At 60.1% G+C, this 26,247-nt stretch carries 24 protein-coding genes and 1 rRNA gene; 16 read left to right on the forward strand and 9 right to left on the reverse strand.

Annotation, left to right across the window (positions count from 1 at the left end):
• Window positions 1–58: 58 nt before the first annotated feature.
• Window positions 59–174, forward strand: a 5S ribosomal RNA gene (gene rrf / locus AC3IUE_RS12410).
• A 73-nt stretch (window positions 175–247) separates the two neighbouring features.
• Here the strand turns inward: rrf and AC3IUE_RS12415 are convergent.
• The 4 genes from AC3IUE_RS12415 to AC3IUE_RS12430 form a co-directional block, all read right to left on the reverse strand.
• Window positions 248–676, reverse strand: coding sequence for a YajG family lipoprotein (locus AC3IUE_RS12415; protein ID WP_056746503.1), 429 nt, complete (start codon window positions 674–676; stop codon window positions 248–250).
• 127 nt (window positions 677–803) lie between these two features.
• Window positions 804–1,217 (reverse strand): VOC family protein, encoded by a 414-nt coding sequence (locus AC3IUE_RS12420; RefSeq protein ID WP_046048345.1) that lies wholly within the window; start codon window positions 1,215–1,217, stop codon window positions 804–806.
• A gap of 178 nt (window positions 1,218–1,395) precedes the next feature.
• On the reverse strand, window positions 1,396–1,998 hold the full coding sequence (locus AC3IUE_RS12425; RefSeq protein WP_489267714.1) for a TetR/AcrR family transcriptional regulator: 603 nt from the start codon (window positions 1,996–1,998) through the stop codon (window positions 1,396–1,398).
• Entirely contained in the window at window positions 1,985–2,836 is an 852-nt protein-coding gene (locus AC3IUE_RS12430) for a 3-hydroxybutyryl-CoA dehydrogenase (protein ID WP_489267716.1), read from the reverse strand. The genes AC3IUE_RS12425 and AC3IUE_RS12430 overlap by 14 nt, the downstream gene beginning before the upstream one ends.
• Before the next feature lie 165 nt (window positions 2,837–3,001).
• Between AC3IUE_RS12430 and AC3IUE_RS12435 the strand changes: the two genes are divergently transcribed.
• Window positions 3,002–4,021, forward strand: a complete 1,020-nt coding sequence (locus AC3IUE_RS12435) for an AraC family transcriptional regulator (protein WP_489267718.1) — start codon at window positions 3,002–3,004, stop codon at window positions 4,019–4,021.
• Window positions 4,018–5,832: an ABC transporter ATP-binding protein gene (locus AC3IUE_RS12440; RefSeq protein ID WP_489267720.1), complete on the forward strand. Its 1,815-nt coding sequence runs from the start codon at window positions 4,018–4,020 to the stop codon at window positions 5,830–5,832. The genes AC3IUE_RS12435 and AC3IUE_RS12440 overlap by 4 nt, the downstream gene beginning before the upstream one ends.
• Window positions 5,833–5,835: 3 nt before the next feature.
• On the opposite strand, the gene AC3IUE_RS12445 is transcribed toward AC3IUE_RS12440, so the two are convergent.
• A complete protein-coding gene (locus AC3IUE_RS12445) occupies window positions 5,836–6,792 on the reverse strand; it encodes an alpha/beta hydrolase (protein ID WP_489267722.1) in 957 nt (318 codons plus the stop codon).
• A 340-nt stretch (window positions 6,793–7,132) separates the two neighbouring features.
• Between AC3IUE_RS12445 and rbsK the strand changes: the two genes are divergently transcribed.
• Genes rbsK through AC3IUE_RS12460 form a run of 3 tightly spaced genes read left to right on the forward strand, consistent with a single transcriptional unit; the run spans window position 7,133 to window position 10,500 of the window.
• A complete protein-coding gene (gene rbsK / locus AC3IUE_RS12450; protein ID WP_489267724.1) occupies window positions 7,133–8,059 on the forward strand; it encodes a ribokinase in 927 nt (308 codons plus the stop codon).
• Window positions 8,060–8,113: 54 nt separating this feature from the next.
• Window positions 8,114–9,445: an L-fucose:H+ symporter permease gene (gene fucP, locus AC3IUE_RS12455; RefSeq protein ID WP_489267726.1), complete on the forward strand. Its 1,332-nt coding sequence runs from the start codon at window positions 8,114–8,116 to the stop codon at window positions 9,443–9,445.
• Entirely contained in the window at window positions 9,442–10,500 is a 1,059-nt protein-coding gene (locus AC3IUE_RS12460; RefSeq protein ID WP_489267728.1) for an aldose 1-epimerase family protein, read from the forward strand. The genes fucP and AC3IUE_RS12460 overlap by 4 nt, the downstream gene beginning before the upstream one ends.
• Here AC3IUE_RS12460 and deoR read toward each other — a convergent pair.
• A complete protein-coding gene (gene deoR, locus AC3IUE_RS12465; protein ID WP_489267730.1) occupies window positions 10,493–11,263 on the reverse strand; it encodes a DNA-binding transcriptional repressor DeoR in 771 nt (256 codons plus the stop codon). The two genes, AC3IUE_RS12460 and deoR, sit on opposite strands and share 8 nt — an antisense overlap.
• Before the next feature lie 121 nt (window positions 11,264–11,384).
• Between deoR and deoC the strand changes: the two genes are divergently transcribed.
• Window positions 11,385–12,068, forward strand: a complete 684-nt coding sequence (gene deoC, locus AC3IUE_RS12470) for a deoxyribose-phosphate aldolase (protein ID WP_489267732.1) — start codon at window positions 11,385–11,387, stop codon at window positions 12,066–12,068.
• Between the two features lie 165 nt (window positions 12,069–12,233).
• Here the strand turns inward: deoC and AC3IUE_RS12475 are convergent, their stop codons facing one another.
• Window positions 12,234–12,956, reverse strand: a complete 723-nt coding sequence (locus AC3IUE_RS12475) for a pirin family protein (RefSeq protein WP_056746527.1) — start codon at window positions 12,954–12,956, stop codon at window positions 12,234–12,236.
• A gap of 237 nt (window positions 12,957–13,193) precedes the next feature.
• On the opposite strand from AC3IUE_RS12475, the gene AC3IUE_RS12480 reads away from it, so the two are divergent.
• The gene (locus tag AC3IUE_RS12480; protein ID WP_489267734.1) at window positions 13,194–14,144 is read left to right on the forward strand and encodes a GlxA family transcriptional regulator; all 951 of its coding nucleotides are present in this window, start codon (window positions 13,194–13,196) and stop codon (window positions 14,142–14,144) included.
• A gap of 183 nt (window positions 14,145–14,327) precedes the next feature.
• Window positions 14,328–15,812: an ATP-binding protein gene (locus AC3IUE_RS12485; RefSeq protein WP_489267736.1), complete on the forward strand. Its 1,485-nt coding sequence runs from the start codon at window positions 14,328–14,330 to the stop codon at window positions 15,810–15,812.
• Here the strand turns inward: AC3IUE_RS12485 and AC3IUE_RS12490 are convergent.
• Window positions 15,777–18,578 carry an ATP-binding protein gene (locus AC3IUE_RS12490; protein WP_489267738.1) on the reverse strand — a complete coding sequence of 934 codons (2,802 nt, stop codon included), beginning with the start codon at window positions 18,576–18,578 and terminating at the stop codon, window positions 15,777–15,779. The two genes, AC3IUE_RS12485 and AC3IUE_RS12490, sit on opposite strands and share 36 nt — an antisense overlap.
• A 286-nt stretch (window positions 18,579–18,864) precedes the next feature.
• Here AC3IUE_RS12490 and AC3IUE_RS12495 point away from each other — a divergent pair, with 286 nt between their 5' ends.
• Both AC3IUE_RS12495 and AC3IUE_RS12500 read left to right on the forward strand, forming a co-directional pair.
• The gene (locus tag AC3IUE_RS12495; RefSeq protein WP_489267740.1) at window positions 18,865–19,440 is read left to right on the forward strand and encodes a flavodoxin family protein; all 576 of its coding nucleotides are present in this window, start codon (window positions 18,865–18,867) and stop codon (window positions 19,438–19,440) included.
• 31 nt (window positions 19,441–19,471) lie between these two features.
• Window positions 19,472–20,296 (forward strand): alpha/beta fold hydrolase, encoded by an 825-nt coding sequence (locus AC3IUE_RS12500; protein WP_489267742.1) that lies wholly within the window; start codon window positions 19,472–19,474, stop codon window positions 20,294–20,296.
• A gap of 133 nt (window positions 20,297–20,429) precedes the next feature.
• Here AC3IUE_RS12500 and AC3IUE_RS12505 read toward each other — a convergent pair whose 3' ends face one another.
• Window positions 20,430–20,867 (reverse strand): helix-turn-helix domain-containing protein, encoded by a 438-nt coding sequence (locus tag AC3IUE_RS12505; protein WP_056746533.1) that lies wholly within the window; start codon window positions 20,865–20,867, stop codon window positions 20,430–20,432.
• Window positions 20,868–21,074: 207 nt separating this feature from the next.
• Between AC3IUE_RS12505 and AC3IUE_RS12510 the strand changes: the two genes are divergently transcribed.
• The 5 genes from AC3IUE_RS12510 (at window position 21,075) to AC3IUE_RS12530 (ending at window position 26,242) form a co-directional block, all read left to right on the forward strand.
• A complete protein-coding gene (locus AC3IUE_RS12510; RefSeq protein ID WP_489267744.1) occupies window positions 21,075–22,058 on the forward strand; it encodes an MBL fold metallo-hydrolase in 984 nt (327 codons plus the stop codon).
• A gap of 46 nt (window positions 22,059–22,104) precedes the next feature.
• On the forward strand, window positions 22,105–23,025 hold the full coding sequence (locus tag AC3IUE_RS12515) for a LysR family transcriptional regulator (protein ID WP_046049925.1): 921 nt from the start codon (window positions 22,105–22,107) through the stop codon (window positions 23,023–23,025).
• A 379-nt stretch (window positions 23,026–23,404) separates the two neighbouring features.
• Window positions 23,405–23,821, forward strand: a complete 417-nt coding sequence (locus tag AC3IUE_RS12520; RefSeq protein WP_489267747.1) for a DoxX family protein — start codon at window positions 23,405–23,407, stop codon at window positions 23,819–23,821.
• Entirely contained in the window at window positions 23,814–24,407 is a 594-nt protein-coding gene (locus tag AC3IUE_RS12525; protein ID WP_489267749.1) for an antibiotic biosynthesis monooxygenase, read from the forward strand. The genes AC3IUE_RS12520 and AC3IUE_RS12525 overlap by 8 nt, the downstream gene beginning before the upstream one ends.
• Window positions 24,404–26,242 (forward strand): amidohydrolase, encoded by a 1,839-nt coding sequence (locus AC3IUE_RS12530; RefSeq protein ID WP_489267751.1) that lies wholly within the window; start codon window positions 24,404–24,406, stop codon window positions 26,240–26,242. Before AC3IUE_RS12525 ends, AC3IUE_RS12530 begins: the two co-directional genes overlap by 4 nt.
• The last annotated feature ends 5 nt before the right edge of the window (window positions 26,243–26,247 follow it).

Raw genomic sequence — 26,247 nt, forward strand, 5'->3', positions numbered from 1 at the left:
GTCACATACCCAATTTGCTGAAGCGAGACCAACAGGTCACGACTCAGTACCCGAATTTCTTGACGACCATAGAGCATTGGAACCACCTGATCCCATCCCGAACTCAGCAGTGAAACGATGCATCGCCGATGGTAGTGTGGGGTTTCCCCATGTGAGAGTAGGTCATCGTCAAGATTAAATTCCGAAACCCCTATCTGCGTATGCAGGTAGGGGTTTTGTTTTGCTCGCAGGAAAGTGCGAACGGACATTACCGGTACTTGATCACAATCCCTTTGAGTTTCCGACCTTCGATGGTTTTTACGTCGCGAGCCCACAGTGGACCGTTGACATAGGCGCCCACCGGTTGGATATGGTCGTAGACCACCACCACGGCATCGCCGCCGAGCTTGGCGGACTCGTCGCGTAGTTTTTCTTCTACCTGAGTGATGGGAGGAGCAGGCTCGACGCTGGCATCGATGACCACCTCACCCAATCGGACGTGAGGGCGAAGAGGCTCGGTGCGCAGCACCACGACCTCGCTGGCGAGCGTCGGTGCGGGATGCTCTACGCCCACATAGGCGGTGGTCTGGGCGTCGACGGTGGCGCAGCCACTCAGCGCGAGCAGAGTGGCGGTGAGTCCTCCGGCCAGCAGTGACAGTTTGAAACGAGTGGACCAAGGCACATCATGGGCAGGCATGGTGGGGTTCCTCCGAACAATCCGCAGTTGTACGAGGTAGCGTGTTGACGGTAGCAGACGGTCCGGCAGTTGCCAGAAGCCCAACCTTTCCAGGTTGGGCTTTTTTCATGCCTTGAGAAAGTGAGTTTCACTGATCCTTTTCGCAATTCACCATCCACGACACACCAAACCGATCAACCAACATGCCGAAGCGTGCTGCCCAGAACGTCGCTTCCAGTGGCATTTGAACGCTGCCGTCTTCCGACAATGCAGCGAAGACCCGTTCAGCCTCCGCAATGCTGTCGACATTCAGCGAAACCGAACAGCCGCTCATTTCGTCAGTAGGGCGATCAGGTGTTGTGTCCGAGCCCATGATCGCCTGATCGCCCACCAGCAGGCGGGTGTGGATGATCAGGTTGTGGTAGTCCGTCGGAAAGTGCTCGCGCGCGGGGCTTTCGCCGAAGGTCATCATGACTTCGATCTGGCCTGGCAGGCTTTGGGCATAGAAGGTGAAGGCGGCTTTGCAGTCGCCGTTGAAGATCAAGTAGGGATTGATTTTCATGCTTTGCTCCCGGTAACGAAGAAGCGGAGGGAGGCTGAATTCACCTCCGGCTCCGCAGTGATTGGGCTCCCTTTAGCAAAGCGTTAGATATCGTGATTGGCAGGAATCGTTTAGATGTTTTTTCTATTGAAGCGGCGTGGCTTATGGCTTCTAGCGCCTCAGTAGTGATCCCGGTTCCTCAAGCTACTGCCCGTGGAGCCGCGGGGCGTAGCAAACGTTCGATGGCTCCACTCACCAGACTCTCCAACAGCTCAACGCGCTCTTGCTCATCCAGCGAATGTTGCGCCAACCAGCCGGGTGCGCTGTTGAGTAAGTTAGCGATGGCATGTCCGGCGGCCAGCAAACCCTGTTCACTGAAGCGGGATCGGGCCCCGAGCATCAGCAGCAATTTGCGCTCGTATTGCTCGCGCAGCTGCCGAACCCGTTCCTGTTGCTCTTCATTCAGGCAGCCGCTGTCACGCTCTGCCAGACGAAAATGCCAGGGCATCTCCTGATGCAGGTTCAAATGCGCTCGGATAAGGGCATGGAGCTTGTCACGTTTTGCCGGCGCCTTTTGCTCGATACGCCCCAAGGTTGCCAGCAGCTCTTCGTAGAACTCTTCGATCAGGTCGAGCAGCAAGTGCTGTTTGCTGGGGTAATGGTGATACAACGAGCCGGGAGCGAGCCCCAGGCAGGTCGCGAGCTCACGCATGCCGACCTGTCCGAAACCTTTGCAGGCGAACAGCTCCAGCACCTTGTCCCGGTACTCGGCAAAGCGCGAGCAACGCTCAGGCATAGGCATGGAAGCCACGCCCCGTTTTGCGCCCCAGGTAACCGGCGGCGACCATTTCCTTGAGCAGTGGAGCAGGGCGGTACTTGCTGTCGTTGAAGCCATCGTAGAAGGCTTCGAGGATCGCCAGCACGGTGTCCAGACCGATCAGGTCCGCCAACGCCAACGGCCCGATCGGCTGATTGCAGCCCAGGCGCATGCCGGCGTCGATGTCTTCGGCGCTGGCCAGGCCTTCCTGAAACACCAGGATCGCTTCGTTGATCATCGGCACCAGAATCCGGTTGACCACGAAACCCGGACGGTTGCCCGCGGTGATCGCGGTTTTGCCGAGAGTGGTCGCCATGTCCAGCGCCAGGGCGTGGGTGGCGTCGCTGGTTTGCAAACCGCGAATCACCTCGATCAGGCCCATCACCGGCACCGGGTTGAAGAAGTGCAGACCGATGAAACGCTCAGGCTGGCTCACGCTGGCAGCGAGTTGGGTGATGGACAGCGAAGACGTGTTGGAGGCAATCACGCAATCGTCGCTGACCTGCGCGGCGATCTGTTGCAGCACGCGCAGTTTCAGCTCGAGGTTTTCGGTCGCGGCTTCGATCACCAGTTGCACGTTCTGCAGGTTGGTGTAGTCGGTGCTGGTGCGGATCTTATCGAGGGCGGCGAGCTTTTGCTCTTGCGTCAGCGTTTCCTTGGCAACCTGCCGATCGAGGTTTTTGGCGACGGTCGCGACGGCCTTTTGCAGGGCGCTCTCGGAGATGTCGAGCAAGGTCACGTTAAAACCGGCCAAGGCGCAGACTTGCGCAATACCATTGCCCATGGTGCCTGCGCCGATCACGCCAATGTTTTGCAGATTCATGTTCTGTCCTTCCGATCAAATCCCGCGATACCTTGGCCGCCGTAGTGGCCGAAGGCGTACTATTGGCCGCGAGTCTAGAGCCGGCAGGGCGGTTGTCCTATGCCGAAACTGTTCAACGGCACTGGTGTTTTTTGCCATTCGGGTGATGGGGAGAGAAGCGTTCACATGCGGGAAAAGGACTCGGTTTCTGCCTACTTCGTGCAGGCAATGATCCATGGGCTGGGCAACAATCCGCAACGTCAGAGGGCTGCGCTTGAACAGGCCGGCATCGATCCGGCGTTGATGGAGCAGCCCACTGCACGTGTACCGGCGAGTGCGTTTGCCGCGTTGTGGTTGATTCAGATCCGCGAGCTCAACGATGAGTTTTTCGGGCTCGACTCCCATGGCATGCCGCCGGGCGGTTTCGCCCTGATCTGCCGGGCATTGATTCAGGAACCTGACCTGCACAAAGCCATGCGCCAATGCCTGGCCAATTTCGCGCTATTCCTCCAGGACTTTCGCGGCACGCTGACGGTGCGCGGAAAACGTGCGGTGATCAGCCTGCAGAACCACTCGCCAAACAGCGACGTCAGTCGTTTGGGCGAGGAGACGTTTCTGGTGTTGATGATCAGTCTGCTCTGCTGGCTGGGCGGGCGGCGCATCCCCATCGACCGCGCAGATTTTCGCCATGAACGTGTGTCGCTCAGCGATGACCGTTTGCTCTGGGGACCGAACCTGACCTTTGGCGCGGAGCGCACCGAAATCGAATTCGCCAGCCACTATCTGCGTCTGCCGGTGGTTCAGGATCTGGCCTCACTGAAAGTGTTTTTGCGCACCGCGCCGCAATGGCTGGTGATCCGTTTTCGTAATCAGCATGGCCTGGCGTCGCAGGTCCACCAGCGCCTGCGCAACAGTCATTACAGCCAGTGGCCGACCTTGCAGGCCTTCGCCTTGGAACAGCACCTGAGCCCCAGCACCTTCCGCCGAAAGCTGGAGCGTGAAGGGTGTTCGTATCAGGAGATCAAGGACGAGGTGCGGCGTGGCGTAGCCTTCGAACAGCTGCGCCAGAGCCGAGCGAGCATCAGTGACATTGCCGAGCAGCTTGGCTTTCAGGAGCCAAGCGCGTTTCACCGGGCGTTCAAGAAGTGGACGGGGGAAAGTCCGGGACGGTATCGGGCGAGGTATCAGGGGGAGCTCACGGAGTGAACCCTGTTCTTGATCGTTTCACCTCGTTACTCGACCAGGCGAGACGCGCCTTGCTGCTGGTCTGGGCAACGTCACGCGGACTGTTTCTGGGATTGGTGCTGGCGACGCTGATCGCCGGCGTACTCCCGGCACTGGCCGCCTGGTTAGGCCAACGTATCGTCGATGCGGTGGTCACTGCCATGCAATTGCACGCGCAGCAGGGCAGTGCGCCGTTGTGGCCGGTCGTGCGTTATGTGCTGTTTGAAGCGGGCGTGCTCGCGTTGCTGTCCGGGACTCAACGGGCGTTGTCGGTCCAGCAATCGCTATTGCGGGTGCAGTTGGGGCAGAAGGTCAACACGATGATTCTGGAGAAGGCCCAGACGTTATCGCTGGTGCAGTTCGAGAATTCGGAGTTCTACGACAAGCTGATTCGGGTGCGCCGCGAGGCTTCGACTCGGCCGTTGGCGCTGGTGATGAAGTCGTTGGGGCTGATCCAGAACCTGATCGTGTTGATCAGCTTCGGTGTGTTGCTGGTGCATTTTTCGCCTTGGGCGCTGGTGCTGCTGGTGGTCGGCGCACTACCGGTATTTTTTGCCGAAGCGCATTTTTCCGGTGATGCTTTCAGACTGTTCACTCGCCGCGCGCCGGAGAGTCGGCAACAGAGTTACATCGAGACGCTGCTCTCTCACGAGGGCTACATCAAAGAGGTCAAACTGTTCGGCTTCGCGCCGCTGCTGTTGAAGCGTTATCGCGAGACGTTCGCGCGGCTCTATGCCGAAGACCGGCGCCTGACATTACGTCGGGATGGCTGGGGATTTGTCCTCGGTCTACTGGGCACCGGTGCGTTTTATCTGGCCTATGCCTGGGTGGTGGTCGATACCGTCCATGGCAATATCAGCCTCGGGCAGATGACCATGTACCTGGTGTTGTTCAAGCAGGGGCAGACGGCGGTGAGCAGCAGCCTGAGTGCCATCAGCGGTCTCTACGAAGATGGCCTTTACCTCTCCAGTCTTTATGAATACCTGGCCGAGCCTGTTGTGGCGGATACCGGCAACCTCACCGTGGGCGCGGTACCCGGCGATGGCCTGCGTTTCGAGAACGTCGGTTTCCGTTATCCAGGTGCCAGTCGCGCCGCGCTGGAAGGCATCGATCTTCACCTTGTGCCCGGCCACAGTGTGGCGCTGGTGGGGGAGAACGGGTCGGGCAAGACCACGCTGATCAAATTACTGACGCGGCTGTACCGTCCTGATCAGGGCCGTATCCTGCTGGACGGCAGCGATCTGCAAGCGTGGGAAGAAGACGCGCTGCGGCGGCGCATCGGGGTGATTTTTCAGGACTACATCCGCTACCAATTCTCCGTCGGCGAGAACATCGGCGTCGGTGACACACTGGCGTTCAACGATGAACAGCGCTGGCAGGCCGCCGCCGCCGAGGGCATGGCTGCACCCTTTATCGAAGGGTTGGATCGAGGATATGCCACGCAATTGGGGCGGTGGTTTGCCGGCGGCCAGGAGCTGTCCGGCGGGCAATGGCAGAAGATCGCGTTGTCGCGCGCCTACATGCGGCGCAACGCCGATATCCTGATTCTGGATGAGCCGACCTCGGCACTCGACCCGGCGGCGGAAGCAGCGGTGTTTGAGCACTTCAGTGAGCACACTGAAGGCCGGATGACGTTGCTGATCTCTCACCGGTTTTCCAGCGTGCGCAATGCCGACCACATCATCGTGCTGGACCAGGGAGCGATCCTTGAGCGAGGCGATCACGACAGTCTGGTGGCCGCGGGCGGGCGCTATGCACAGTTGTTTGATTTGCAGGCCCGCGGTTACCGATAGATCTCAAGACTCCCGAGAAACCCGCGTCACTGCCGGCCCGGCCATCTGCGCTGGTTTTGTTTTCATCAAGCCGTCGAGTGCCTGGCGATACTGGCTACCCCCCAGGCTCATGCTGTTGTTGTGCGTACCGCCGGGTACCAACAGCAGACGCTTGGGCTCGCTGGCGGCATTGAACAACTGCTGGCTGAACCGCGATGGCATGAACGGGTCGGCCAAGCCATGAACCACCAGCAACGGCATGTTGATGTCGACGATCTTGTCGATGGAATCGAATTTCTGCGACAGCAGCCAGCGCACCGGCAACCATTTCACTGGCAGGTTGCTGTCGGCCACTTGCGCCACGGCATCGCCCAGCGAGGTGAAGGTGGACTCGATCACCAGACCGCGCACCGGCACCACGCCATGGTTCTTTTTCGCCTGCGCGGCCAGGTCTGCTGCCAGGTCGATAGCCACCGCGCCACCGAGTGAGTGGCCGTAGATCAAGCGCTTGTTGGCGTCCGGTTGCATCTGGGTGAAGCGCTCCCAGGCGGCTCGCGCGTCCTCGTAAACACTGGCTTCCGATGGCAGATCACCCTTGCTCTGGCCAAACCCGCGGTAGTCGATGGCCAGCACCGAATAGCCCATGGCGCGCAATTGCTCGATGCGGAACGCCTGGCCCGTCAGGTTCCAGCGCACGCCATGCAGATAGAGGATCGACGGCGCATCACGACGCGCGGCCGGCCACCACCAGGCATGCAGGCTTTGCCCGGCCTTGAAGCTGGCGGGCTTGATGTCGAACTCCTGAACGTCTTGCGGCAGGCCGCGATACCAGCCAGCGTTGCCCGGCTCGATACGAAACAGCAGCTCTCGCTCTGTGTACTTGAGCACGCCGCAGCTCACCGGCAAGCCGACGATTAGTACGGCCATGCACAGCAGCGGCAGCCAGCGTCGGCTCAAGCGGCTCATCACATTCGAAATCATGCAGGGGTCCGGAGGATGAAAAGGAAAGCTCGGGTTTTAACAGAAGCGTGGGGAAAGGTGGGGATAAATTCGACAGTCGTATGAATAGCCCGGATCAGTCGGTGATGCTCAGGGCCTCATCGTCGGAACGCCGCCCGGAGCCGGCTCGCTCCCACAGGGGAACGCATTCCAATGTGGGAGCGAGCTTGCTCGCGATGAGGCCATTACTGCCCATAAAGCTTTATAGCCATCCGCAAAGCCATTCGTCTTTGCTTCATACGCCACCCAATAAAAAAGATTGAATAATCACACAAAATGTTATTTAAATAACAACACAAAAACGCCTCAAGGTGAGATAGCAATGAGCAAGATCGCAGTCATCGGCAGCAACATGGTGGATCTGATCACCTACATCGATCGCATGCCGGCCCAGGGCGAGACGCTCGAAGCGCCGGGATTTGCCCTCGGTTGTGGCGGCAAGGGCGCCAATCAGGCGGTTGCCGCCGCCAAGCTTGGGGCGGATGTGTTGATGCTCACCAAGGTCGGCGATGACCTGTTTGCTGACAACACGCTGGCCAACTTCCAGCGCTTTGGCATCGACACCCATTACGTGCAGCGTGTCCCCGGCGTGTCCAGCGGGGTGGCGCCGATCTTCGTTCAGGCTGACTCGCACAACAGCATCCTCATCGTCAAAGGCGCCAACGCGCATCTCGCCCCGGCAGATATCGACGCGGCCGCGCAGGCGTTGCGTGAATGTTCGCTGATCGTTCTGCAGCTGGAAATCAACGTCGACACCGTTTACTACGCCATCGAGTTCGGCCGCGCACACAACATTCCGGTGCTGCTCAACCCGGCACCAGCGTTGGCGGGCCTGAGCCGTGAACACCTGGCGCAACTGGATTTCCTGGTGCCCAACGAGTCCGAGCTGGCGTTGATTACGGGCCAGACCGTGGACTCGCCGGAGTCGGCCCATAGCGCCGCCCAGACATTGGTCGCCAGCGGCATCCGCCACGTCATCGTGACCCTCGGCCAGCAAGGCGCGCTGTATGTCGGCGAGGAGGGCGAGTTTCAGATTCCCGGCCTGTCTGTCGCCGCACGCGACACCACCGGGGCAGGAGACGCTTTTATCGGTTGCTTCATTCATCACTGGAGCCGCGACCGTGATATCCGCGCCGCCATGACTCAGGCCGTGGCGTATTCCGCCTGCTCGGTCACGGGCCTTGGCACCCAGACGTCCTACCCGGACGCCCACACATTCGCTGAATTCCAGCGCAGCCTCGACGCCTGACGTTGAGGTGATTCAACCGCTCCACCATCCCGAAGCTCACCACGGAGAACAACAATGACAAAGCCTCCGCTCCAACAGACGCCCGATGGTTTCTACCTGAACCGTACGCCCTGGTTCGCCTTCATTTTGCTGTGCAGCATCTTTGCGCTGTGGGCGGCGGCCGCGAGCATGAACGACGTGCTCATCGCGCATTTCAAGAAGGCCTTTTTGCTCAGCGATTTCCAGACCGCGTTCGTGCAGTCGGCGTTTTATCTGGGCTATTTCTTCGTGGCGATTCCGGCTGCGCTGGTGGTCCGCCGTTTCAGTTACAAGACCACCATCCTGATCGGCCTGATGCTGTACATGTTCGGTTGCCTGTTGTTCTTCCCGGCGGCATCGACCGCCAAGTACGGCATGTTCCTGCTGGCGCTGTTCGTGATCGCGGCGGGCCTGTCGTTTCTCGAGACCGCGTGCAACACCTATTCGACGCTGATGGGCCCGCGTGAAACCGGTACCCGTCGCCTGAATATTTCCCAGACTTTCCACCCGTTTGGTGCGATGGCCGGGGTCTATGTCGGCAGCTTTGTGATGTTCAAGGATACCGACGCCACCCGCGAGCAACTCACGCAAATGAGCGCCTCGGACGCGGCGATCCAGCAACTACAAATGATCCAGTCCACGTTGCTGCCGTACAAATGGATGATCGCGGTGCTGGTGCTGATGTTCATCTTGATCGCCATCACCCGGTTTCCCGCGTGCAAAGGAAATCAACCGAGCAGCAAGAAAACTGCCAGCCTCGGCCAGAGCCTGTCGCGGCTGTGGCGCAACAAGCGGTTTACCTTTGGTGTGTTGGCGCAGTTTCTGTACGTCGGAGCCCAGGTCGGGGTGTGGAGTTTCACCATCCGCTTGGCGATGCAGTTGGGCGGCATGAACGAGCGCAGTGCCTCGTGGTTTCTGTTGACGACGTTTGCCGCGTACTTTGTCGGCAAGCTGATCGCCAACGTGCTGATGCGCAAACTGCACCCGGCCAAGGTATTGGCGGTGTACGGCGTGCTGTGCATCGCGTTGCTGGCGTACACCATTCTGGTGCCGAACATCACGGCGGTATACGCAGCCGTTGGCGTGAGCGTGTTCCTCGGTCCGTGCTGGCCGACTATCTACGGCCTGACGATTGACGGCTTGGGTGAAGACACCGGTGTCGGCGGTTCGCTGCTGGTAATGAGCATCGTCGGTGGCGGGGTGATTCCGATCTTCCAGGGGCTGCTGTCTGACTACAGCGGCGGCAACATGCAACTGGCCTATAGCGTGCCGCTGCTGTGCTTCATCGTGATCGTGATGTACGCGATGCGTTGCCTGCGTCATTCCGACAGCGAGCGGGCACCGGTGGGTGCGGTGGTCGTGTCATGAATACGCGGATCAATCTTCATCCGTCGCAGTTCGGCGAGGGGCGCAAAACCTTGCTGGAATCCGAGGCGTTCACGGTCAGCGCCTGGGTCTATCCCAGTGGCGTGCTGGCCGTGGAATTGGCCAACCATCGCGGCCGTCTCGTGGTGCTGCCGTATCAGGGGCAAATGATCTGGTCCGCCGTGTTCGACGGTTGCGACCTGACCATGCGCAACCTGTTCAGCCAGCCCAAACCCAGCCCGACGGTGATCGGCACCTACGGCTGTTTCATGTTTCACAGCGGCCTGCTGCGCAACGGTTGCCCGAGTCCCGAGGATGATCATCCGCTACACGGCGAGATGCCCTGCGCGACCATGGATCGCGCCTGGCTGGAGGTCGGTGAAGACAGCGTCGGTCAATACCTGCGATTGGGTGGCGAGTACGAATACGTGCAGGGTTTTGGTGACCGTTATCGTGCCAGCCCGAGCGTGACTTTACGGGCTGACTCAGGGCTGTTCGACATCGCCATGCAGGTGACCAATCTCGCGGGCAAACCGATGGACCTGATGTACATGGCGCACATGAATTACGCCTATGTCGAAGGCGCTCGTTTCATCGAGCCTTTGGGTTTCGAGCGGGTGCGCTTGCGCAGCAGCGTGCCGGCCCACGTGAAACCGACGCCGGTCTGGACTGAATACATGCAGGTGCTGGCGAAAGACCCGGAGCAGTTCACATGCCTGGATCAGCCGCGGCTCTACGATCCTGAGATCGTGTTTTTCTTCGACGGCGTGCGGGCGGATGACAGTGGCCACGCGCACTTTCTGCTGAGCCATCCGGACGGCGCAGCGTTCTATACCCGCTACCGCCCCGACCAATTCGACCATGCAGCACGCTGGATTCTGCATAACGCCGATCAGCAAGTGTCGGCGTTCGTGCTGCCGGCTACATGCGAACCGGAAGGCTATCGCGCCGAGTCCGCCAAGGGCCACGTGCGGTCACTGGCAGCGGGGGCGACGGCTGATTTCAGCGTCACCACCGGTTACCTCAGTGCAGCGGAACAACAGGCCCTGATCAGATGATCAACTGCGCGCCGCTGGCGGTAATGGCGTCGCGGTAGGCCTTGGGGATTTTCTTGTCGCTGACCACGAACTGAAAGTCTTCAAGATTGGCGAAATGCGCAGTGCGCACCGTGTCGAATTTGCTGTGGTCGGCCAGCAGCAGCCGCTGTTGCGCCTGACGCAGGACCTTCTGTTTGACCTCCACTTCATTGAAGTTGAAGCAGGTCACGCCGAAGTCCTGGCTGATGCCAGCAGCGGAAACGAAAGCCCAGGTCAGGCGTACGCTGTCGAGGATGCCGGTTTCGCTCTGATTCTCGAACACCTGGTTCTTGCGGTGGAACGTGCCGCCGCACATCACGATGTGGCAGTTGGGCTTTTGCGAGAGTTTGAGCAGCACGTTCAGGGAGTTGCACACCGCCGTGAATTCGAGTTCGTCGGGGATGAAGTCGACCACGAAAGGTGTGGTGGTGCCGCAGTCGAAGAACACCGTGTCGCCCGGTTGGATAAACCCGGCGGCGAGTTTGCCGATACGGCGTTTTTCTTCGACGTGCCGGGTGTCCTGTTCGGCCACGCGGTAATCGCCGGGCTCGCTGCCGTCGTGAATTTTCGTGATGTAGCCACCGAGCAGCCGCAGATGGTCGGTGTACTTGCTCAGGTCGCGGCGCAGGGTCATCTCGGACACGTCCAGCAACGCCGCCATCTCGCGCAGATGAATGGCGCTCTGGTCTTGCAGGGCTTGTTGAATCAGCTTGAGACGCTCGGCTTTTTTACTGTCCACAGGCATTCCGGGGTTGATTGTTGGTGTTATTTAAGTAACATTATTTGTGAGTTTTGTAACGTTTTTGCGCGGATCACCCTCGATTGTGGCGCAGGGGCATTTGAATATACAAACAGGAGTTTTTGCGATGGCACACCTCGAACCCCAAGCGTTGGCGCAGTACATCGATCATACCTTGCTGGCGCCTGATGCTTCCCGCGAGCAAATCGCAACGTTGTGCCGCGAAGCCGTAGAACACGGCTTCTATTCGGTGTGCGTGAACTCGGGGCAGGTCCCTCATGCGGCTCAATGCCTTGCAGGGCAAAGCGTCAACATCTGCGCAGTGGTCGGCTTCCCGCTGGGTGCCGGCCTGAGCGACACCAAAGCCTTCGAAGCCGAGCGGGCGATTGCCGCCGGTGCCGGGGAGATCGACATGGTGTTGAACATCGGCGGGTTGAAAGACGGCTTGTTCGATCAGGTGCGGGACGACATCGCCCTGGTCAAACAGGCCTGCGGCAGTGTGCCGCTGAAAGTCATTCTGGAAAACTGCCTGCTCACCGACGCCGAAAAAGTGAAGGCCTGCGAGATTTGCCGGGAGCTGAATGTCGCTTTCGTCAAAACATCGACCGGCTTCAGCCGCAGCGGCGCCACCGTGGAAGATGTCGCCCTGATGCGCCGCACCGTCGGCGCGGTCATCGGGGTCAAGGCTTCCGGTGGCGTGCGTGATTACCCGACCGCGCTGGCGATGATCGAAGCCGGCGCCACGCGACTGGGCACCAGCTCGGGCATCGCGATCATCAGCGGCGCCCAGGCGGCAGGTGAGGGGTATTGATCAGTTAGACCTGCGGCATACCGCCAGAGTCCGTGTAGTGATTGATGAGATTGTTGCGGTGTTTTCTGGCACTCGGGACTAAAGCTAAAGATCGCAAGCTCCTACAGGTGTACGCAAATCCCTGTAGGAGCTGTCGAGTGAAACGAGGCTGCGATCTCTTGATCTTTATGGCATTTCCGGCAGTTCTTGGGGCCGCAGGTCAAACACCAGCACTTCGGCATCCACTCCGTTGCTCAGGGCCAGTACCTGTTCATCGCGAACCCGCACACCATCACCTTCCTGCAAAGGCACGCCGTTGAGTTCAACACTGCCGCGGGCCACATGTACATAAGCATAGCGATTGGAGGCCAACTCCAGCGTTGCGCTTTCCTTGCCGTCGATCAACGCGGCATACACCCGTGCATCCTGACGCACCTTCAGCGAACCCTTCTCCCCGTCGGGGGAGATGATCAGTTGCAGACGGCCGCGTTTCTTCTGCGTGCTGAAGTGCTCTTGCTGATAACGCGGTTTGGCGCCGCTGACCTCCGGCACGATCCAGATTTGCAGGAAGTGCACCGGCCGGGTGGTCGAGTGGTTGTATTCGCTGTGCGCCACGCCGCTGCCGGCGCTCATCAATTGCACGTCACCGGGGCGGATCACCGAGCCGGTACCCAGGGTGTCTTTGTGTTCCAAAGCACCTTCGAGCACATAAGAGAAAATCTCCATGTCGCGGTGTGGGTGCTGGCCGAAGCCTTTACCGGCGGCAACCCGGTCATCGTTGATCACCAGCAGGTCGGAAAAACCCTGCTCTTTAGGGTTGCGATAGTTGGCGAAGGAAAAGGTATGGAACGACTTCAACCAACCGTGATTGGCCGCGCCGCGATCCGAAGCTTTGCGAAGGGTCAGCATGATGAAATCTCCTGTGGGGACGTTGATTCGTCCGAGTGAGGAGAAGGTTAATGGTTACTGGCTGATGCAATAAGTAGATAGAAACTGAAATACTGTCCCTTTTAAGTTGACAGTAATCGACTGGCGATCACGTATTCTTCTCCGACGCTGATGCCACATTTGGCCATAATGCACCGCACTCTTCGGATGCCGGTATTTGGCAGACGGACCTTCTTATGACTTCAGTGATTTGAACCCATGAAAACCGTGGCTATGGTGTTGTTTCCGGACTTTCTGCTGCTGGACATGGCAGGCCCGATGGAAGTGTTTTCCATCGCCAATCGCTATCTGGCAGCGGATGATCGTTACGAACTGTCGACCATCGGCACCGAACATGGCGCACTGCGTGCCTCCAACGGCGTCAGCGTCCAGGCCGATTTGCACATCGATCAGGCGGATCGGGCGTTTGACCTGTTGCTGGTGCCGGGCGGTCCGGGTGCCTACAACGAAAAACATCCACCGTTGTTGTGTTGGCTCAAAGCCGCGGTCGGTCGCGCCGAGCGATACGGCTCGATCTGCACCGGCGCGTTTGTGCTGGGGCATGCCGGTTTGCTGGACGGTTATCGCGTGACCACCCACTGGCATTACACCGAACGACTGATCAAAGGCTTCCCGAAGGCCACCGTCGAGACCGATCAGATTTACGTGCAGGACCGCAATCTCATCACCTCCGGCGGTGTCACCGCGGGTATCGACCTGGCGTTGTCGGTGGTGGCCGAAGACCATGGAAAGAAAGTCGCCCAGGACGTGGCCAAAGTGCTGCTGGTGGTGATGAAACGTCAGGGTGGCCAGGCGCAGTTCAGTCCGCTGATGACCGCTGTCGCGCCCCATCAAACGCCGATGACCCGAGTACAAAACCATGTGCTTGAGCATCTTGATGAAGCCTTCAGCATTGAACGCATGGCCAGCCTCGCGAACATGAGTGCGCGGCACTTCGCCCGGATGTTTGCTCGGGAAGTGAACCTGACACCCATGGAGTTTCTGCAAAGCGCACGAATTGATTGCGCCAGGAATTTGCTGGAAACCAGCGACTTGCCGCTCAAGACAGTGGCGTTCAAAAGTGGTTTCGGCAGCGTGCGGCACATGCGCTTTCTGTTCAGTGAGAAGCTCGGTTTGACCCCGACCCAATACCGCGAACAGTTCAGCTAGAGCCTTCTTGTCCGTTATGCGCACCGTGATGGCTGTGACGCTCCCACCGTGGCAGTTGTACCGTCACTGATGCCTGCCAAGATACCCTGAACGCTTTGCAATGGAGGTGCGGGAGCCTGGAGGGCGGGTGCAAGGGATGTTGCTGCACTGTGAGCCGGGCCAGGTTTCAGCACGTGAATGTGCATGAACAGCCTCAGAGATTTAAACAGCGATGCGGTGCTGCGATTCGGGCCTTATGCATTCCACCTGCGGCAACGGCTGATCCTTGACGGTGATCGACCGCTGCGCATGGGCGGTCGGGCACTGGATATCCTCCAGGTGCTGGTCGAGCGCGCCGGCAACGTGGTCAGCAAGGACGAACTGATTGCTCACGTCTGGCCGACGTCCGTGGTCGAGGAAATCAACCTGCGCGTGCACATTGCGGCCCTGCGTCGGGCGCTTGGCGACGGGCAGAATGGCCAGCGCTACATCGTCAACATTCCCCAACGCGGTTATAGCTTTATCGCCCCGGTGCAGCCTGCGCCCGCGGGCACGCAGGTCTTGATCGAGACCGTTCAAAAACATCAGCACAACCTGCCTGCACGACTCACGCCGGTGACCGGCCGAGATTCGATGGTCGGCAGTCTCGTCCGGCAGTTGCCGGTTCGGCGTTTCATGACCCTGGTTGGCCCCGGCGGCGTCGGTAAGACCACGGTGGCGTTGCGTGTCGCCGAACTGCTGTTGCAGCACTATGAAGATGGCGTGTGGCTGGTTGATTTCGCGGCGATCGATGACCCCACTCAAGTGGTCGATCATCTGACCCAGACCCTTGAACGAGAGATCGGCACGACGCTGGACGGGCTGGCAAACCGGCACACGTTGCTGGTGCTCGACAACTGCGATCACCTGCTGGAACACTGCCGAACCCTGGTCGAGGATGTGCTGATGTCGGCACCTCGGTTGTCCATTCTGGTGACCAGCCGCGAGCCTTTGCAGGCGGCAGAAGAAACGGTCCAGCGTCTGCCGTCTCTGGCGGTGCCGCCCGTGTCGGCGTTGCACAGTGTCGCCGAAGCCATGGGGTATTCGGCGGTGCAGCTATTCGTCAGTCGTGCCCGAACCCGTCAACAAGGGTTTGCCTTGCGCGAACAAGACCTCCAGGCGGTCCGTGAAATCTGTCGGCGGCTCGATGGGTTGCCACTGGCCATTGAACTGGCAGCGGCGCAGATCCACGCGCTGGCGTTGGTCGGTTTGCAAGCTCAGCTGGATAACTGTCTTCAGCTGCTGACCCAAGGTCGGCGCACGGCGGTGCCCCGACATCAGACGCTCAAAGCTGCGCTGGACTGGAGCTATGAGCGGCTGAGCCTGCTGGAACAAACCGTGTTGCAGCGCCTGTCGGTGTTCAAAATGTCCTTCACCCTCGATGCCGCGATTGGCGTGTGCAGTTGCGTGGAGCTGAAGCCCGATCAACTGGCGGAACTGGTGAAGCGATTGGTCGCCAAATCGTTGCTCTCGATGGATCAGGTCAACGGCACAGCCCGTTATCGCTTACTCAACACCACGCGCACGTATGCCCTTGAGAAGCTCGAACACAGCGGCCATCTGCGGGCGTTTGAGCGGCGCTATTCGCACTACATCAGCCGGGCGCGCTGGGTCTCAGGCGTGCAGTTGCCCATGGAGCTCGTCGAGTAATCGACGGACTTTGCTCAGGTCCGGTGTAGAAAATCCCTCGGTGAACCGATGGTAGATCGGTGCCAGCAGCTCATGTGCTTGCTGATACAAGCCCTGACGCTGCCAAAGTTGCGCCAGCGAGGTGGCGCTTCGCAGTTCCCAAGCCAGGGCGCCCTGGTGTTTCGCCACATTTAATGCCCTGATCAGCACGGCCTCGGCCGCTTCGGTTTTCAGTGGGCAATTCTCGGCCAGCAGTGCATCAGCCCGGGCCCGCAGAACTTCCGCCGTGCTCCAGCCGGCCGTACCGGTGTCGGCCCGTTGCAACAGGGCGTCATCGACGAAACCGCAATCCAGGGTGACCATGATGTCCTTGATCAGCCCCACGCCTGGCTGAAGAGGCAAGTGCGCCTCGGCGCGGTCGATCACCTGCGCATAGTGCCGGGCCCAGGTGTAGAACAGCAGCACTGAGTGTTTCTGTGCTTGTTCCAGCAGCAGGCGCAAGAGTTCACGAGCGGTATGGGTATCGCCGTTGTAGTGAGCGATCAGACAACCGGCCAGCGCCAGGGTGTAGCAGATGGACGTGCCGTGGTTGATCTGGATCGCAATGTCCAGCGCTTGCCGGGCGGTGCGCCAGGCTTGTTCCGGTTGCCCCTGCAACCAGAGGATGCGCGCCAGAATCGTCAGGGCGGCGACGCTCTGATCGTAGTGCACGCCAAAACCGTAGGTGAAGCGGTTGAGGTGGCCGCTCTGGGCCATGCGCTGAAGGACCTGTTCGGCATTCACCCGCGCCTGCTGCTGGTCCCCGGCAAAGTGCAACGCGAGGACCCGCAAGCGATGCGTGCTAAGGGACACCACCGCATCGCCGTGCAGCCCCAACCGATCGAATTGCCGGCTCTGTTCCAAGGCCATTTGATAGTTGGCGCAACAGAGGTTGACCGCCATGTGCCCGGACACCGCCCGCAACTGACCGGCCAAATCGTTGCAATGTTTGGCCAGGGTTCTGGCGCTGACGAACGCCTCGACGGTTTCCGTCGTGCCGACCTGAGTGTGATAGCAGGCGCTGCCAAGGGCGAGATGCAGGGCTATTTTCAGCTGCGGGCAAGGATCGGACGTTGCATCGAGCAGTGACAGCGCCTTGCGCACGTACAGGCCGTGCTCCTTGAGCAGCGACAGTTCCTGCCACAGCGGCGCGGAAGTGGCCGTCAGGCGGATCGCCAATGCCTGCGGTCCTTGTGCGTCCAAGCCCCAGTCGAGGGCCGAACGAATGTCTTCCAGACTGCGGGCATAACGCTCGATCCACGTGCTTGTCGGGATCAGCTCCCACTCGTGCTGGGCTTGATTCATCAACGCCAGGCAGCGTTCGGCGTGACGTTTGCGGGTATCGGGCAGGTCGGCGGCCTGGTCGAGTTTTTCCAGGGCATAGCTGCGGGTGGTGTCGAGCAATCGGTAGAACACCTCTTCGTCACCCACTTCCACGTTCAGCAGCGATTTGGCCACCAGTTGCGTAATCGAGCCAAACACTGCCTGCGGTTCGATGTGTTCGCCGACGATCACCGCCGCCGATTCCAGGGTGAATCCGCCTCTGAACACACCCAGTCGGCGCAGACAGGTTTGTTCGCAGGCACTCAGCAGCTCGAAGCTCCAGTCCAGCGTGGCACGCAGGGTTTGGTGTCGGCCCAACGTGGTCTGACAACCCTGGGTGAGCAGGCGAAAACTGCCTTGGAGTTGGGTCAGCAATCCGCTTAATCCGAGGCTGCTGACTTGCGCGGCCGCCAATTCGATCGCCAGTGGAATACCGTCCAGGCGCCGGCAGATTTCAATCGCCAGCGGCAGCTCGTCATCGGTCAGTTCGAAGCTGTCGTGGCTGGCCATCGCGCGTTCGACGAACAACTGCAGGGCGGAAAATGTAAGGGCTTGAGTGCGGTCTGGTACGGCGATGGGGGGAGGGCAGTCCAGCGACTCCAGGCGCTGGACACATTCACCTTCGGCCCGCAGGCTCTCACGGCTGGTGGCCAGAATGTGCACCTCTGGCGCGGCGCGCAGGATGCTCTCGCTCAGCAATGCGATGGCGTCGACCAGGTGTTCGCAGTTGTCGATCACCAGCAGCATCTGCCGGTCGCGCAAGAACGCGGCGAGGCCGCTCATCGGCTCGGCGTCGTGCAAAGACAGTTCGAGCAATGTCGCCAGGTGAACGGTGATCATCGACGGATCGTTGATCGGCGCCAGGTCCAGCAGACGAATGCCATCCCGGTAGCGCCCGATCAGTTGTTCGGCAACACGCAGGGCCACGGTGGTCTTGCCGATCCCGCCGGGGCCGACCAGGGTAATGAAACGCTGGCGTGACAGCTGGACCATCAGACTATCGACGAGGGACTGGCGACCGATCATGCGGGTTCGACGAACGGGCAGGTTGTGACCGCTCGGCGCGGGCGCTTCGCTCCCTGGAGGGTGCTCGATGTGCTCCAGCGAATAGGGCGCCACAAAGCTGTACCCGCGCTGGGCCACGGTGACGATGTAACGCTGGCCGGCCTGGCCGTCACCGAGGGCCTTGCGCAATGCGGCCATGTGCACCCGCAGGTTGATGTCTTCCACCACGCTTTTGGGCCAGATCCCGGCGATCAGCGTTTGTTTGCTGACCACCTTCCCGGCGTGTTCCAAAAGGATCAACAGAATGTCCATCGCACGCCGACCCAGGCGCAGGGGCTGATCGGCCTCCATGACCAGACGTTGTCCGGGATAGATCCGGTAGGGGCCGAAATGGATGGCTTGTTCGGGGGGAAGGGTCAACGTGTCACTCCTGCTTGCCGCCGTCTGGTACGCGGTTTCCGAGCATATTCGTCAGGTTTTTACGGCAGCGCAATGCGCTGGCCGGATGACTCTTCAATGTCCGCCTGAACCGCTGGTTTGCGGCCCCTGTTCATGAGTTCCGTATTTATTGGGCGCGACGGTCTTGAAGATATCGCTGAGGCTTTTGGCGCACCAGGGAAAATTAACAACGTTTAACTCGTCCTGAGTCTGGTCTACGCCCAAAACTCTCCCCTGTAGGGATTAAACATGTCATGAGGACGCGGGAATGAGCAACGTGGTGGTGGTCTATCACAGTGGCTACGGGCACACCCGCGTCATGGCCGAAGCCGTGGCCCAAGGTGTGGAAAGGCACTTGAGAAGTACCTGCCAGCTGATTTCGGTCGAGGACGTGGACCGGCACTGGGACCATTTGCACAGCGCCGACGCGATCATCTTCGGCGCGCCGACTTACATGGGCAGCGCGTCGGCACCCTTCAAGGGGTTCATGGAAGCCACGGCGGCGTTCTATCTGGCCCAACCCTGGCGCGACAAACTGGCGGCCGGCTTCACCAATTCCGGCTGCCTGTGCGGCGACAAACTCAACACCTTGCTGCAGATGGCAGTGTTCGCCGCGCAGCATTCAATGATCTGGGTCGGCCTCGACCTGCTGCCGGCGCGTTCGAGTACGGGCGAGTTCGATGGGCAAATGAATCGCCTGGGCAGCTCGCTCGGCGCCATGGCGCAGTCGAATGTCGAACAGTCCCCCGAATGCGCACCGCCCCCCGAAGACCGCTGCACCGCCGCGCATCTGGGCGAGCGAGTGGCGCGGCTGGCTGAACGCATGAGTCACTCACCGGTTTGATACACCCCAACACTCGCTAAGGAGACATCGCATGAGTACGTTCACGACCCGAGACGGCACCGAGATTTATTACAAGGACTGGGGCACCGGTCAGCCTATTGTCTTCAGCCACGGCTGGCCGTTGAACGCCGACAGCTGGGAATCGCAAATGATCTTCCTGGCCTCCAAAGGCTACCGGGTGATCGCCCATGATCGCCGCGGTCATGGCCGCTCCAGCCAGCCATGGACCGGCAACGACATGGACACCTACGCCGATGACCTGGCGCAGTTGATCGAGTTATTGGATCTGCAAAACGTCGTGCTGTTCGGCTTCTCCACCGGCGGCGGCGAAGTGGCGCGTTACATTGGTCGTCACGGCACCGGGCGCGTGGCCAAGGCCGGGCTGATTTCTTCGGTGCCGCCGCTGATGCTCAAGACTGAAGCCAACCCCGGGGGCCTGCCGATCGAAGTGTTTGACGGCATTCGCGAGGCATCCCTGGCCGACCGTTCGCAGCTTTACATCGACCTCGCAAGCGGTCCGTTCTTCGGCTTCAACAAACCGGACGCCAAGTCATCTCAGGGCATGATCGACTGGTTCTGGATGCAAGGCATGACCTCCGGCCACAAGAACGCTTATGACTGCATCAAGGCGTTCTCCGAAACCGACTTCACCGAAGACCTGAAGAAGTTCGATATACCGACGCTGGTGGTACATGGCGATGCTGACCAGGTGGTGCCGATCGAAGCGGCGGGCATTGCGTCTGCAAAACTGGTGAAAGGATCTACGTTGAAGGTCTACCCGGGCGCTCCCCATGGATTGACGGATACCCACAAGGATCAGCTCAACGCTGATCTGTTGGCGTTTTTGAAGGACTAAGCGTCCCGATCCTATGCCATGGAGGCTCTGTAGCAGCTGTCGAGCCCCGGCGAGGCTGCGTTCTCGGATTTTGCGACTGCTTCGTCCGAATGCGGCCCAAACCGAACGCAGCCTCGCCGGGGCTCGACAGCTGCTACAGGAAATGTGTTGGCGGGTCTACGGGGCGTTGGGGCAGGGCGCGCACAGCGCGGCAACGCCACGCAAACGGAGTGATGCCTTCATTGCGAGTGAAGATGTGGCAGAAATGCGCCTGATCGCAGAAGCCGCATTCGAGACTGATTTGCGTCAGCGTCAGGTCGGTGCTCTGAATCAATTGCTTGGCGCGGGCGATGCGCTGGTTGCGAATCCAGTCTTGAGGTGAGAGCCCGGTGCTGCACTTGAACGCGCGGGAGAAATGACTGCGTGAGAGGGCGCAGGCCCGTGCCAGTTCAGTGACTTCTACGGTTTCACCAAGGCGCTCGAGGATCAGTTGCTTGGCCAGGCTTTCGCGCCAAGGGGTCAGGCCGCCGGTGTTTTTCTTTCGCGTTTCAGTGGCCGTCGCGCGGGCGACGCTTTGCTGAGAATGGGCCATGACAAATGTCCGTGTCGGTGAGCTTCATTTTTGGCAGCAGGGCTCTGGCAGGCGAGTTAAACGTTGTTAATTCCGTCGGTGTGGGTGGCAACCAACGGCGCTAACTCAGCACATTGCTGCAATTTCTACGGGGGCGAGCCGTGCAAAATCGACGTCATCTGGCGGCGTTGTACGTGGCCGCTCTTCTGACTCGACCAAGGTGGTGGAATGAAACATTCTCTGGTTTGCGCGTTGGGGCTCGCGGTAGCGCTGGCGTCCGGCATTTCCTCGGCTCAGGCACCGGCGCAAGTCGGCACACAAGTGCCGGGTTACTACCGGTTGGCGGTGGGCGATTACGAGGTGACGGCGTTGTTCGACGGCTACAACGATCTGTCGCCCAAACTGCTCAAGGGCCTGACCCAAAGTCAGATCCGCGCGCTGCTGGCTCGCCGTTCGATTGAAACGCCGGGCGTACAAACCGCGTTCAACGCCTTTCTGATCAACACTGGCAAGCAGTTGATCCTCGTCGATACCGGCGCCGGCCAGTGCATTGGTGCTACAGCCGGGATGCTGTCAGACAATATGAAAGCCGCCGGTTATGAGCCTGCGCAGGTCGATACGATTTTGTTGACCCACCTGCATTTGGACCATGTCTGCGGACTGGTCGACGGCCAACAGAAACCGGTTTTCGCCAACGCCACGGTCTTTGTTGCGAAGGCAGAAGCTGACTACTGGCTTGATCCCCAGGCCCTAGCCAAGGCGCCCGAGGGTGCCAAGCCGTATTTCAAAATCGCCCAGGACTCGACCGCGCCCTACGTCGCGGCAGGTCGCTTCAAGACGTTCGATGCCGGTCAGTCGCCCGTGCCGGGTATGGAGGCGGTTCTCGAGGCCGGTCATACGCCGGGCAGCACCACGTACCGCTTCAGCTCGCAGGGTCAGAGCATTCTGTTCATGGGCGACCTGGTGCATAACCTCGCGGTGCAGTTCGAGCACCCTGAAGTGTCGATCGGTTTTGACGTCAACAGTCAGCAAGCGATCAAGAGCCGTGCCAAGGTTTTCAGCGATGCAGCGGCGAGCAAAATCTGGGTAACAGCGGCGCATTTGCCGTTTCCGGGTATCGGCCATATCGCGGCAGAGGGCAAGCATTTCCAATGGATACCGGTGGAGTACGGTCCTTACAAACGTGCGGCCAACGTACCGCTGATCGAGTAAAGTCCACCGCTTAGTGCCTGGCTGAACACACAAAGGAACCGTGCCTGTGAACCGTAACGATTTGCGCCGCGTCGACATGAACCTGTTAGTGATTTTCGAAGCGTTGATGTTCGAAAAGAACCTCACCCGTGTGGCTGAAAAACTGTTCATGGGGCAGCCGGCGGTGAGTGCGGCGCTGGGGCGGTTGCGGGATCTGTTCGACGATCCGCTGCTGTTGCGCAATGGCCGCGGGATGGAACCGACGGGGCGGGCACTGGCGATCCTCAAGGAACTGCAACCGGCGATGGATGTGATTTCCGGGGCGGTCAGTCGAGCCAAGGAATTCGATCCCGCTACAAGCTGCGATGTGTTCCGCATTGGCCTGTCGGATGACGCCGAGTTCGGTTTGTTTCCGCCGCTGTTGCGGCAACTGCAGGAAGAGGCGCCGGGGATCGTCGTTGTGGTGCGTCGCGCCAACTATCTGCTGATGCCGGCATTGCTGGCCTCGGGAGAAATTTCCGTGGGGGTAAGCTACACTACGGATTTACCTGCGAATGCCAAGTGTAAGAAGTTGCGGGACATTCCCTGCAAAGTGCTGCGTGGGGACAAACGACCGGGGACGCTGACGCTCGACGAATACTGCGAACGACCGCATGCCATGGTGTCGTTCTCCGGCGACCTGAGCGGCAACATCGATCTGGATCTGGCCAAGGTCGGCCGCAGCCGTCGCGTGGTATTGGGCGTGCCGCAGTTCAGCGGGTTGCGCGCGTTGCTTGCCGGCACTGAAATGATCGCCACCGTGCCTGATTATGCGGCGTGCGCGCTGGTTGATGGGTGTGCGTTGCGGGCTGAAGATCCACCGTTTCCCATCGATGCGGCGCAGCTTTCGATGGCCTGGAGCGGGGTGCATGACAACGATCCGGCGGAGCGATGGTTGCGGTCGCGGATCAGTGAGTTCATGTCAAAGCCTTTGCCTGTTTCAGCTTGAACATGGCGACCTCCGGGCCGACCACATTCCCGCCTGCCCGATTCCCTGTAGGAGCGAGCGGTGCGGCGATCCGACTTGCCCGCGAAGACGGCCTGGCAGCCGACCTGTTTATATCCTGATGTACCCCGTCCAACTGTGGGAGCGAGCCTGCTCGCGAAGGCGATGTGTCATTGAGCATTGATATTGCCTGACCCACCGCTATCGTCGGAACGCCGCCCGGAGCCGGCTCGCTCCCACAAGGGATCTGCGGTGGGTCGTACCGCCGGGCTCATCCACAAAAAGAGCACGTACATCCAATTTTTCCCCTCCCCACACCGGCACTATCGAATGACGTTCCGGCACATCGCTGCCGGTGGTTTCTCATTAGTGCAGGTAGCCCATGAACGTTTCGCGATGGGATGAACGAGCCCAGGATCTCGGGCTGTTTTTTTTGCGGGTCAGCGGTGGTTTGTTTCTGCTGTGGGTGCACGGTTTGCCGAAACTGCTTAACTACAGCACTCAACTGCAAACCATCGAAGACCCGTTTCACCTGGGCGCGAACGTCACGCTGATGCTGGCGATTTTCGCCGAGGTGCTGTGTCCGTTACTAATCGTCGCCGGGGTTTTTGTGCGTTTGGCGTGCCTGCCGATTCTGTGTGTGCTGCTGATCGCGCTGTTGATTGTGCATCCGCAATGGAGCCTCGATGAAGGGCAGTTCGGCTGGCTGCTGATGATGTTGTTCACCAGCCTTCTTATCGCCGGGCCGGGACGGCTGGCGCTCAATGTCCGTTTCCCTGGAGTTTTGCGTTATGCCTGAATCCAATCGTTTCGAGGAAGTCGTGACACTGGTCATCAAGCACAGGGTCAAGGCGGGGTTTGAAGTGCCCTACGAAGCCTGGTTGCGCAACATTGTCAGCATTGCCGGGCAACAGGAAGGGCACTTGGGTGTCGATGTGATTCGCGGCAAGAGTGCCGGTCTTGACCTGTACACCTGCGTGCTGCGCTTCTGCTCGACCGAATCGATGCAGCGCTGGCTCGATTCGCCGCAACGGCTGGGACTGGTCAACGAAGCCACGCCGATGCTCGCTGACGGCGACCAGACCGAGGTCAATCCGGTCAACGAATTCTGGTTCGCGCCGCAAGCCGACGCCGCTTCGCCACCACCGCCGCGCTGGAAGCAGGCCGTGGTGACGTTGTTGGTGATTTTGCCGCACACCTTGCTGGTGCCACTGATCTGGGGGCCGCTGCTGCAGCTCAATACCTTCCTGTCCAATTACGTGGTCGCGACGTTCCTGATCACGCTGACCATCGTCGTGTCGGTGGTGTACCTGTTCATGCCAATGGCGACGCGTTTGTTCGCGCCCTGGCTGTCCTCTTCCACTCAGCCCAAGGAAAAGCGATGAACGCCGATCTGATTTTATTCAATGGCCAATTTCATACCGTTGACCGTGAAAACCCACGCGCCAGCGCTGTAGCGATCAGCGACGGTCGCTTTGTCGCAGTCGGCACCGACGCCGACGCCATGGCCCTGCGCGGTTCGGGCACACAGGTCATCGATCTCAAGGGTCGCTGCGTCATTCCCGGCCTCAACGACTCGCACTTGCACCTGATCCGTGGTGGCCTCAACTACAACCTCGAACTGCGCTGGGAAGGCGTCCCCTCACTGGCCGACGCACTGCGCATGCTCAAGGATCAGGCCGACCGCACACCGACGCCGCAATGGGTGCGTGTGGTCGGTGGCTGGAACGAATTCCAGTTCGCTGAAAAGCGCATGCCGACCCTCGAAGAACTCAATCAGGCCGCGCCGGATACACCGGTATTTGTCCTGCATTTGTACGACCGCGCCTTGCTCAACCGTGCCGCGTTGCGCGTGGCCGGTTACACCCGCAACACGCCGAACCCGCCGGGTGGCGAGATTGTGCGCGATGCCAACGGTGAACCGACCGGCATGCTGGTCGCCCGGCCCAACGCGATGATCCTCTACTCGACCCTGGCCAAGGGGCCGAAGTTGCCGCTGGAGTATCAGGTCAACTCCACCCGCCAATTCATGCGCGAGCTCAACCGTCTCGGCCTGACCAGCGCCATCGATGCCGGCGGCGGTTTCCAGAATTATCCGGACGATTATCAGGTGATCGAGCAGTTGGCCAAGGACCAGCAGCTGACCGTTCGCATCGCCTACAACCTGTTCACCCAGAAGCCCAAGGAAGAGCTGACCGACTTCAAAAACTGGACCAGCAGCATGACCCTGCATCAGGGCGACGATTACCTGCGGCACAACGGCGCCGGGGAAATGCTGGTGTTCTCGGCGGCGGATTTCGAGGACTTCCTCGAGCCGCGTCCGGACCTGCCGCAAACCATGGAAGACGAGCTGGAGCCGGTGGTGCGCCACTTGGTCGAGCAGCGCTGGCCGTTCCGTTTGCACGCCACGTACAACGAATCCATCAGCCGCATGCTCGACGTGTTCGAGAAGGTCAATCGCGACATTCCGTTCAACGGTTTGCCGTGGTTTTTCGACCACGCCGAAACCATTACACCGCAGAACATTGAGCGGGTGAGGGCGCTGGGTGGCGGTATCGCGATTCAGGATCGCATGGCATTCCAGGGCGAATACTTCGTTGAGCGTTATGGCGCCAAAGCCGCCGAAGCGACCCCACCGATCAAACGCATGCTGGCCGAAGGTGTACCGGTCGGCGCCGGCACCGATGCCACGCGAGTGTCCAGCTACAACCCCTGGACTTCGCTGTACTGGATGGTCAGCGGTCGCACGGTCGGTGGTCTGGAACTGCATGCCGAGGGCTTGTCCCGTCAAACCGCACTGGAGCTGTTCACCCACGGTAGCGCCTGGTTCTCTTCCGAGCAGGGCAAGAAAGGCATGATCAAGGTCGGCCAACTGGCTGACGTCGCAGCCTTGAGCGCGGATTTTTTCAGCGTCGACGAAGAAGCGATCAAGTGGATCGAGTCGGTGTTGACCGTGGTCGGCGGCAAGGTGGTGTACGCCGCCGGTGACTTCGAAAAACTCGGGCCGGCCAGCGTACCGGTGCTGCCGGACTGGTCGCCGGTGGTGAAAGTGCCGGGGCACTGGCGTCCGACCTCACCGATGCAGGCGCAGGTTCACCATTGCAGCGGGCCGTGCGGCGTGCATTCCCATAGCCATGAAAAGGCGCGGTTGTCGAATGCGCCGGTCAGCGATTTCGCGGGTTTCTGGGGCGCGTTTGGCTGCTCGTGCTTCGCATTCTGACGATC

Source organism: Pseudomonas sp. GL_093, from assembly GCF_057837605.1.

Coding starts and splice junctions, on each gene's coding strand:
- AC3IUE_RS12415 (WP_056746503.1), bottom strand. CDS start 676: ATGCCTGCCCATGATGTGCCTTGGTCCACTCGTTTCAAACTGTCACTG.
- AC3IUE_RS12420 (WP_046048345.1), bottom strand. CDS start 1,217: ATGAAAATCAATCCCTACTTGATCTTCAACGGCGACTGCAAAGCCGCC.
- AC3IUE_RS12425 (WP_489267714.1), bottom strand. CDS start 1,998: ATGCCTATGCCTGAGCGTTGCTCGCGCTTTGCCGAGTACCGGGACAAG.
- AC3IUE_RS12430 (WP_489267716.1), bottom strand. CDS start 2,836: ATGAATCTGCAAAACATTGGCGTGATCGGCGCAGGCACCATGGGCAAT.
- AC3IUE_RS12435 (WP_489267718.1), top strand. CDS start 3,002: ATGCGGGAAAAGGACTCGGTTTCTGCCTACTTCGTGCAGGCAATGATC.
- AC3IUE_RS12445 (WP_489267722.1), bottom strand. CDS start 6,792: ATGATTTCGAATGTGATGAGCCGCTTGAGCCGACGCTGGCTGCCGCTG.
- rbsK (WP_489267724.1), top strand. CDS start 7,133: ATGAGCAAGATCGCAGTCATCGGCAGCAACATGGTGGATCTGATCACC.
- fucP (WP_489267726.1), top strand. CDS start 8,114: ATGACAAAGCCTCCGCTCCAACAGACGCCCGATGGTTTCTACCTGAAC.
- AC3IUE_RS12460 (WP_489267728.1), top strand. CDS start 9,442: ATGAATACGCGGATCAATCTTCATCCGTCGCAGTTCGGCGAGGGGCGC.
- deoR (WP_489267730.1), bottom strand. CDS start 11,263: ATGCCTGTGGACAGTAAAAAAGCCGAGCGTCTCAAGCTGATTCAACAA.
- deoC (WP_489267732.1), top strand. CDS start 11,385: ATGGCACACCTCGAACCCCAAGCGTTGGCGCAGTACATCGATCATACC.
- AC3IUE_RS12475 (WP_056746527.1), bottom strand. CDS start 12,956: ATGCTGACCCTTCGCAAAGCTTCGGATCGCGGCGCGGCCAATCACGGT.
- AC3IUE_RS12480 (WP_489267734.1), top strand. CDS start 13,194: ATGAAAACCGTGGCTATGGTGTTGTTTCCGGACTTTCTGCTGCTGGAC.
- AC3IUE_RS12485 (WP_489267736.1), top strand. CDS start 14,328: ATGAACAGCCTCAGAGATTTAAACAGCGATGCGGTGCTGCGATTCGGG.
- AC3IUE_RS12495 (WP_489267740.1), top strand. CDS start 18,865: ATGAGCAACGTGGTGGTGGTCTATCACAGTGGCTACGGGCACACCCGC.
- AC3IUE_RS12500 (WP_489267742.1), top strand. CDS start 19,472: ATGAGTACGTTCACGACCCGAGACGGCACCGAGATTTATTACAAGGAC.
- AC3IUE_RS12505 (WP_056746533.1), bottom strand. CDS start 20,867: ATGGCCCATTCTCAGCAAAGCGTCGCCCGCGCGACGGCCACTGAAACG.
- AC3IUE_RS12510 (WP_489267744.1), top strand. CDS start 21,075: ATGAAACATTCTCTGGTTTGCGCGTTGGGGCTCGCGGTAGCGCTGGCG.
- AC3IUE_RS12520 (WP_489267747.1), top strand. CDS start 23,405: ATGAACGTTTCGCGATGGGATGAACGAGCCCAGGATCTCGGGCTGTTT.
- AC3IUE_RS12525 (WP_489267749.1), top strand. CDS start 23,814: ATGCCTGAATCCAATCGTTTCGAGGAAGTCGTGACACTGGTCATCAAG.
- AC3IUE_RS12530 (WP_489267751.1), top strand. CDS start 24,404: ATGAACGCCGATCTGATTTTATTCAATGGCCAATTTCATACCGTTGAC.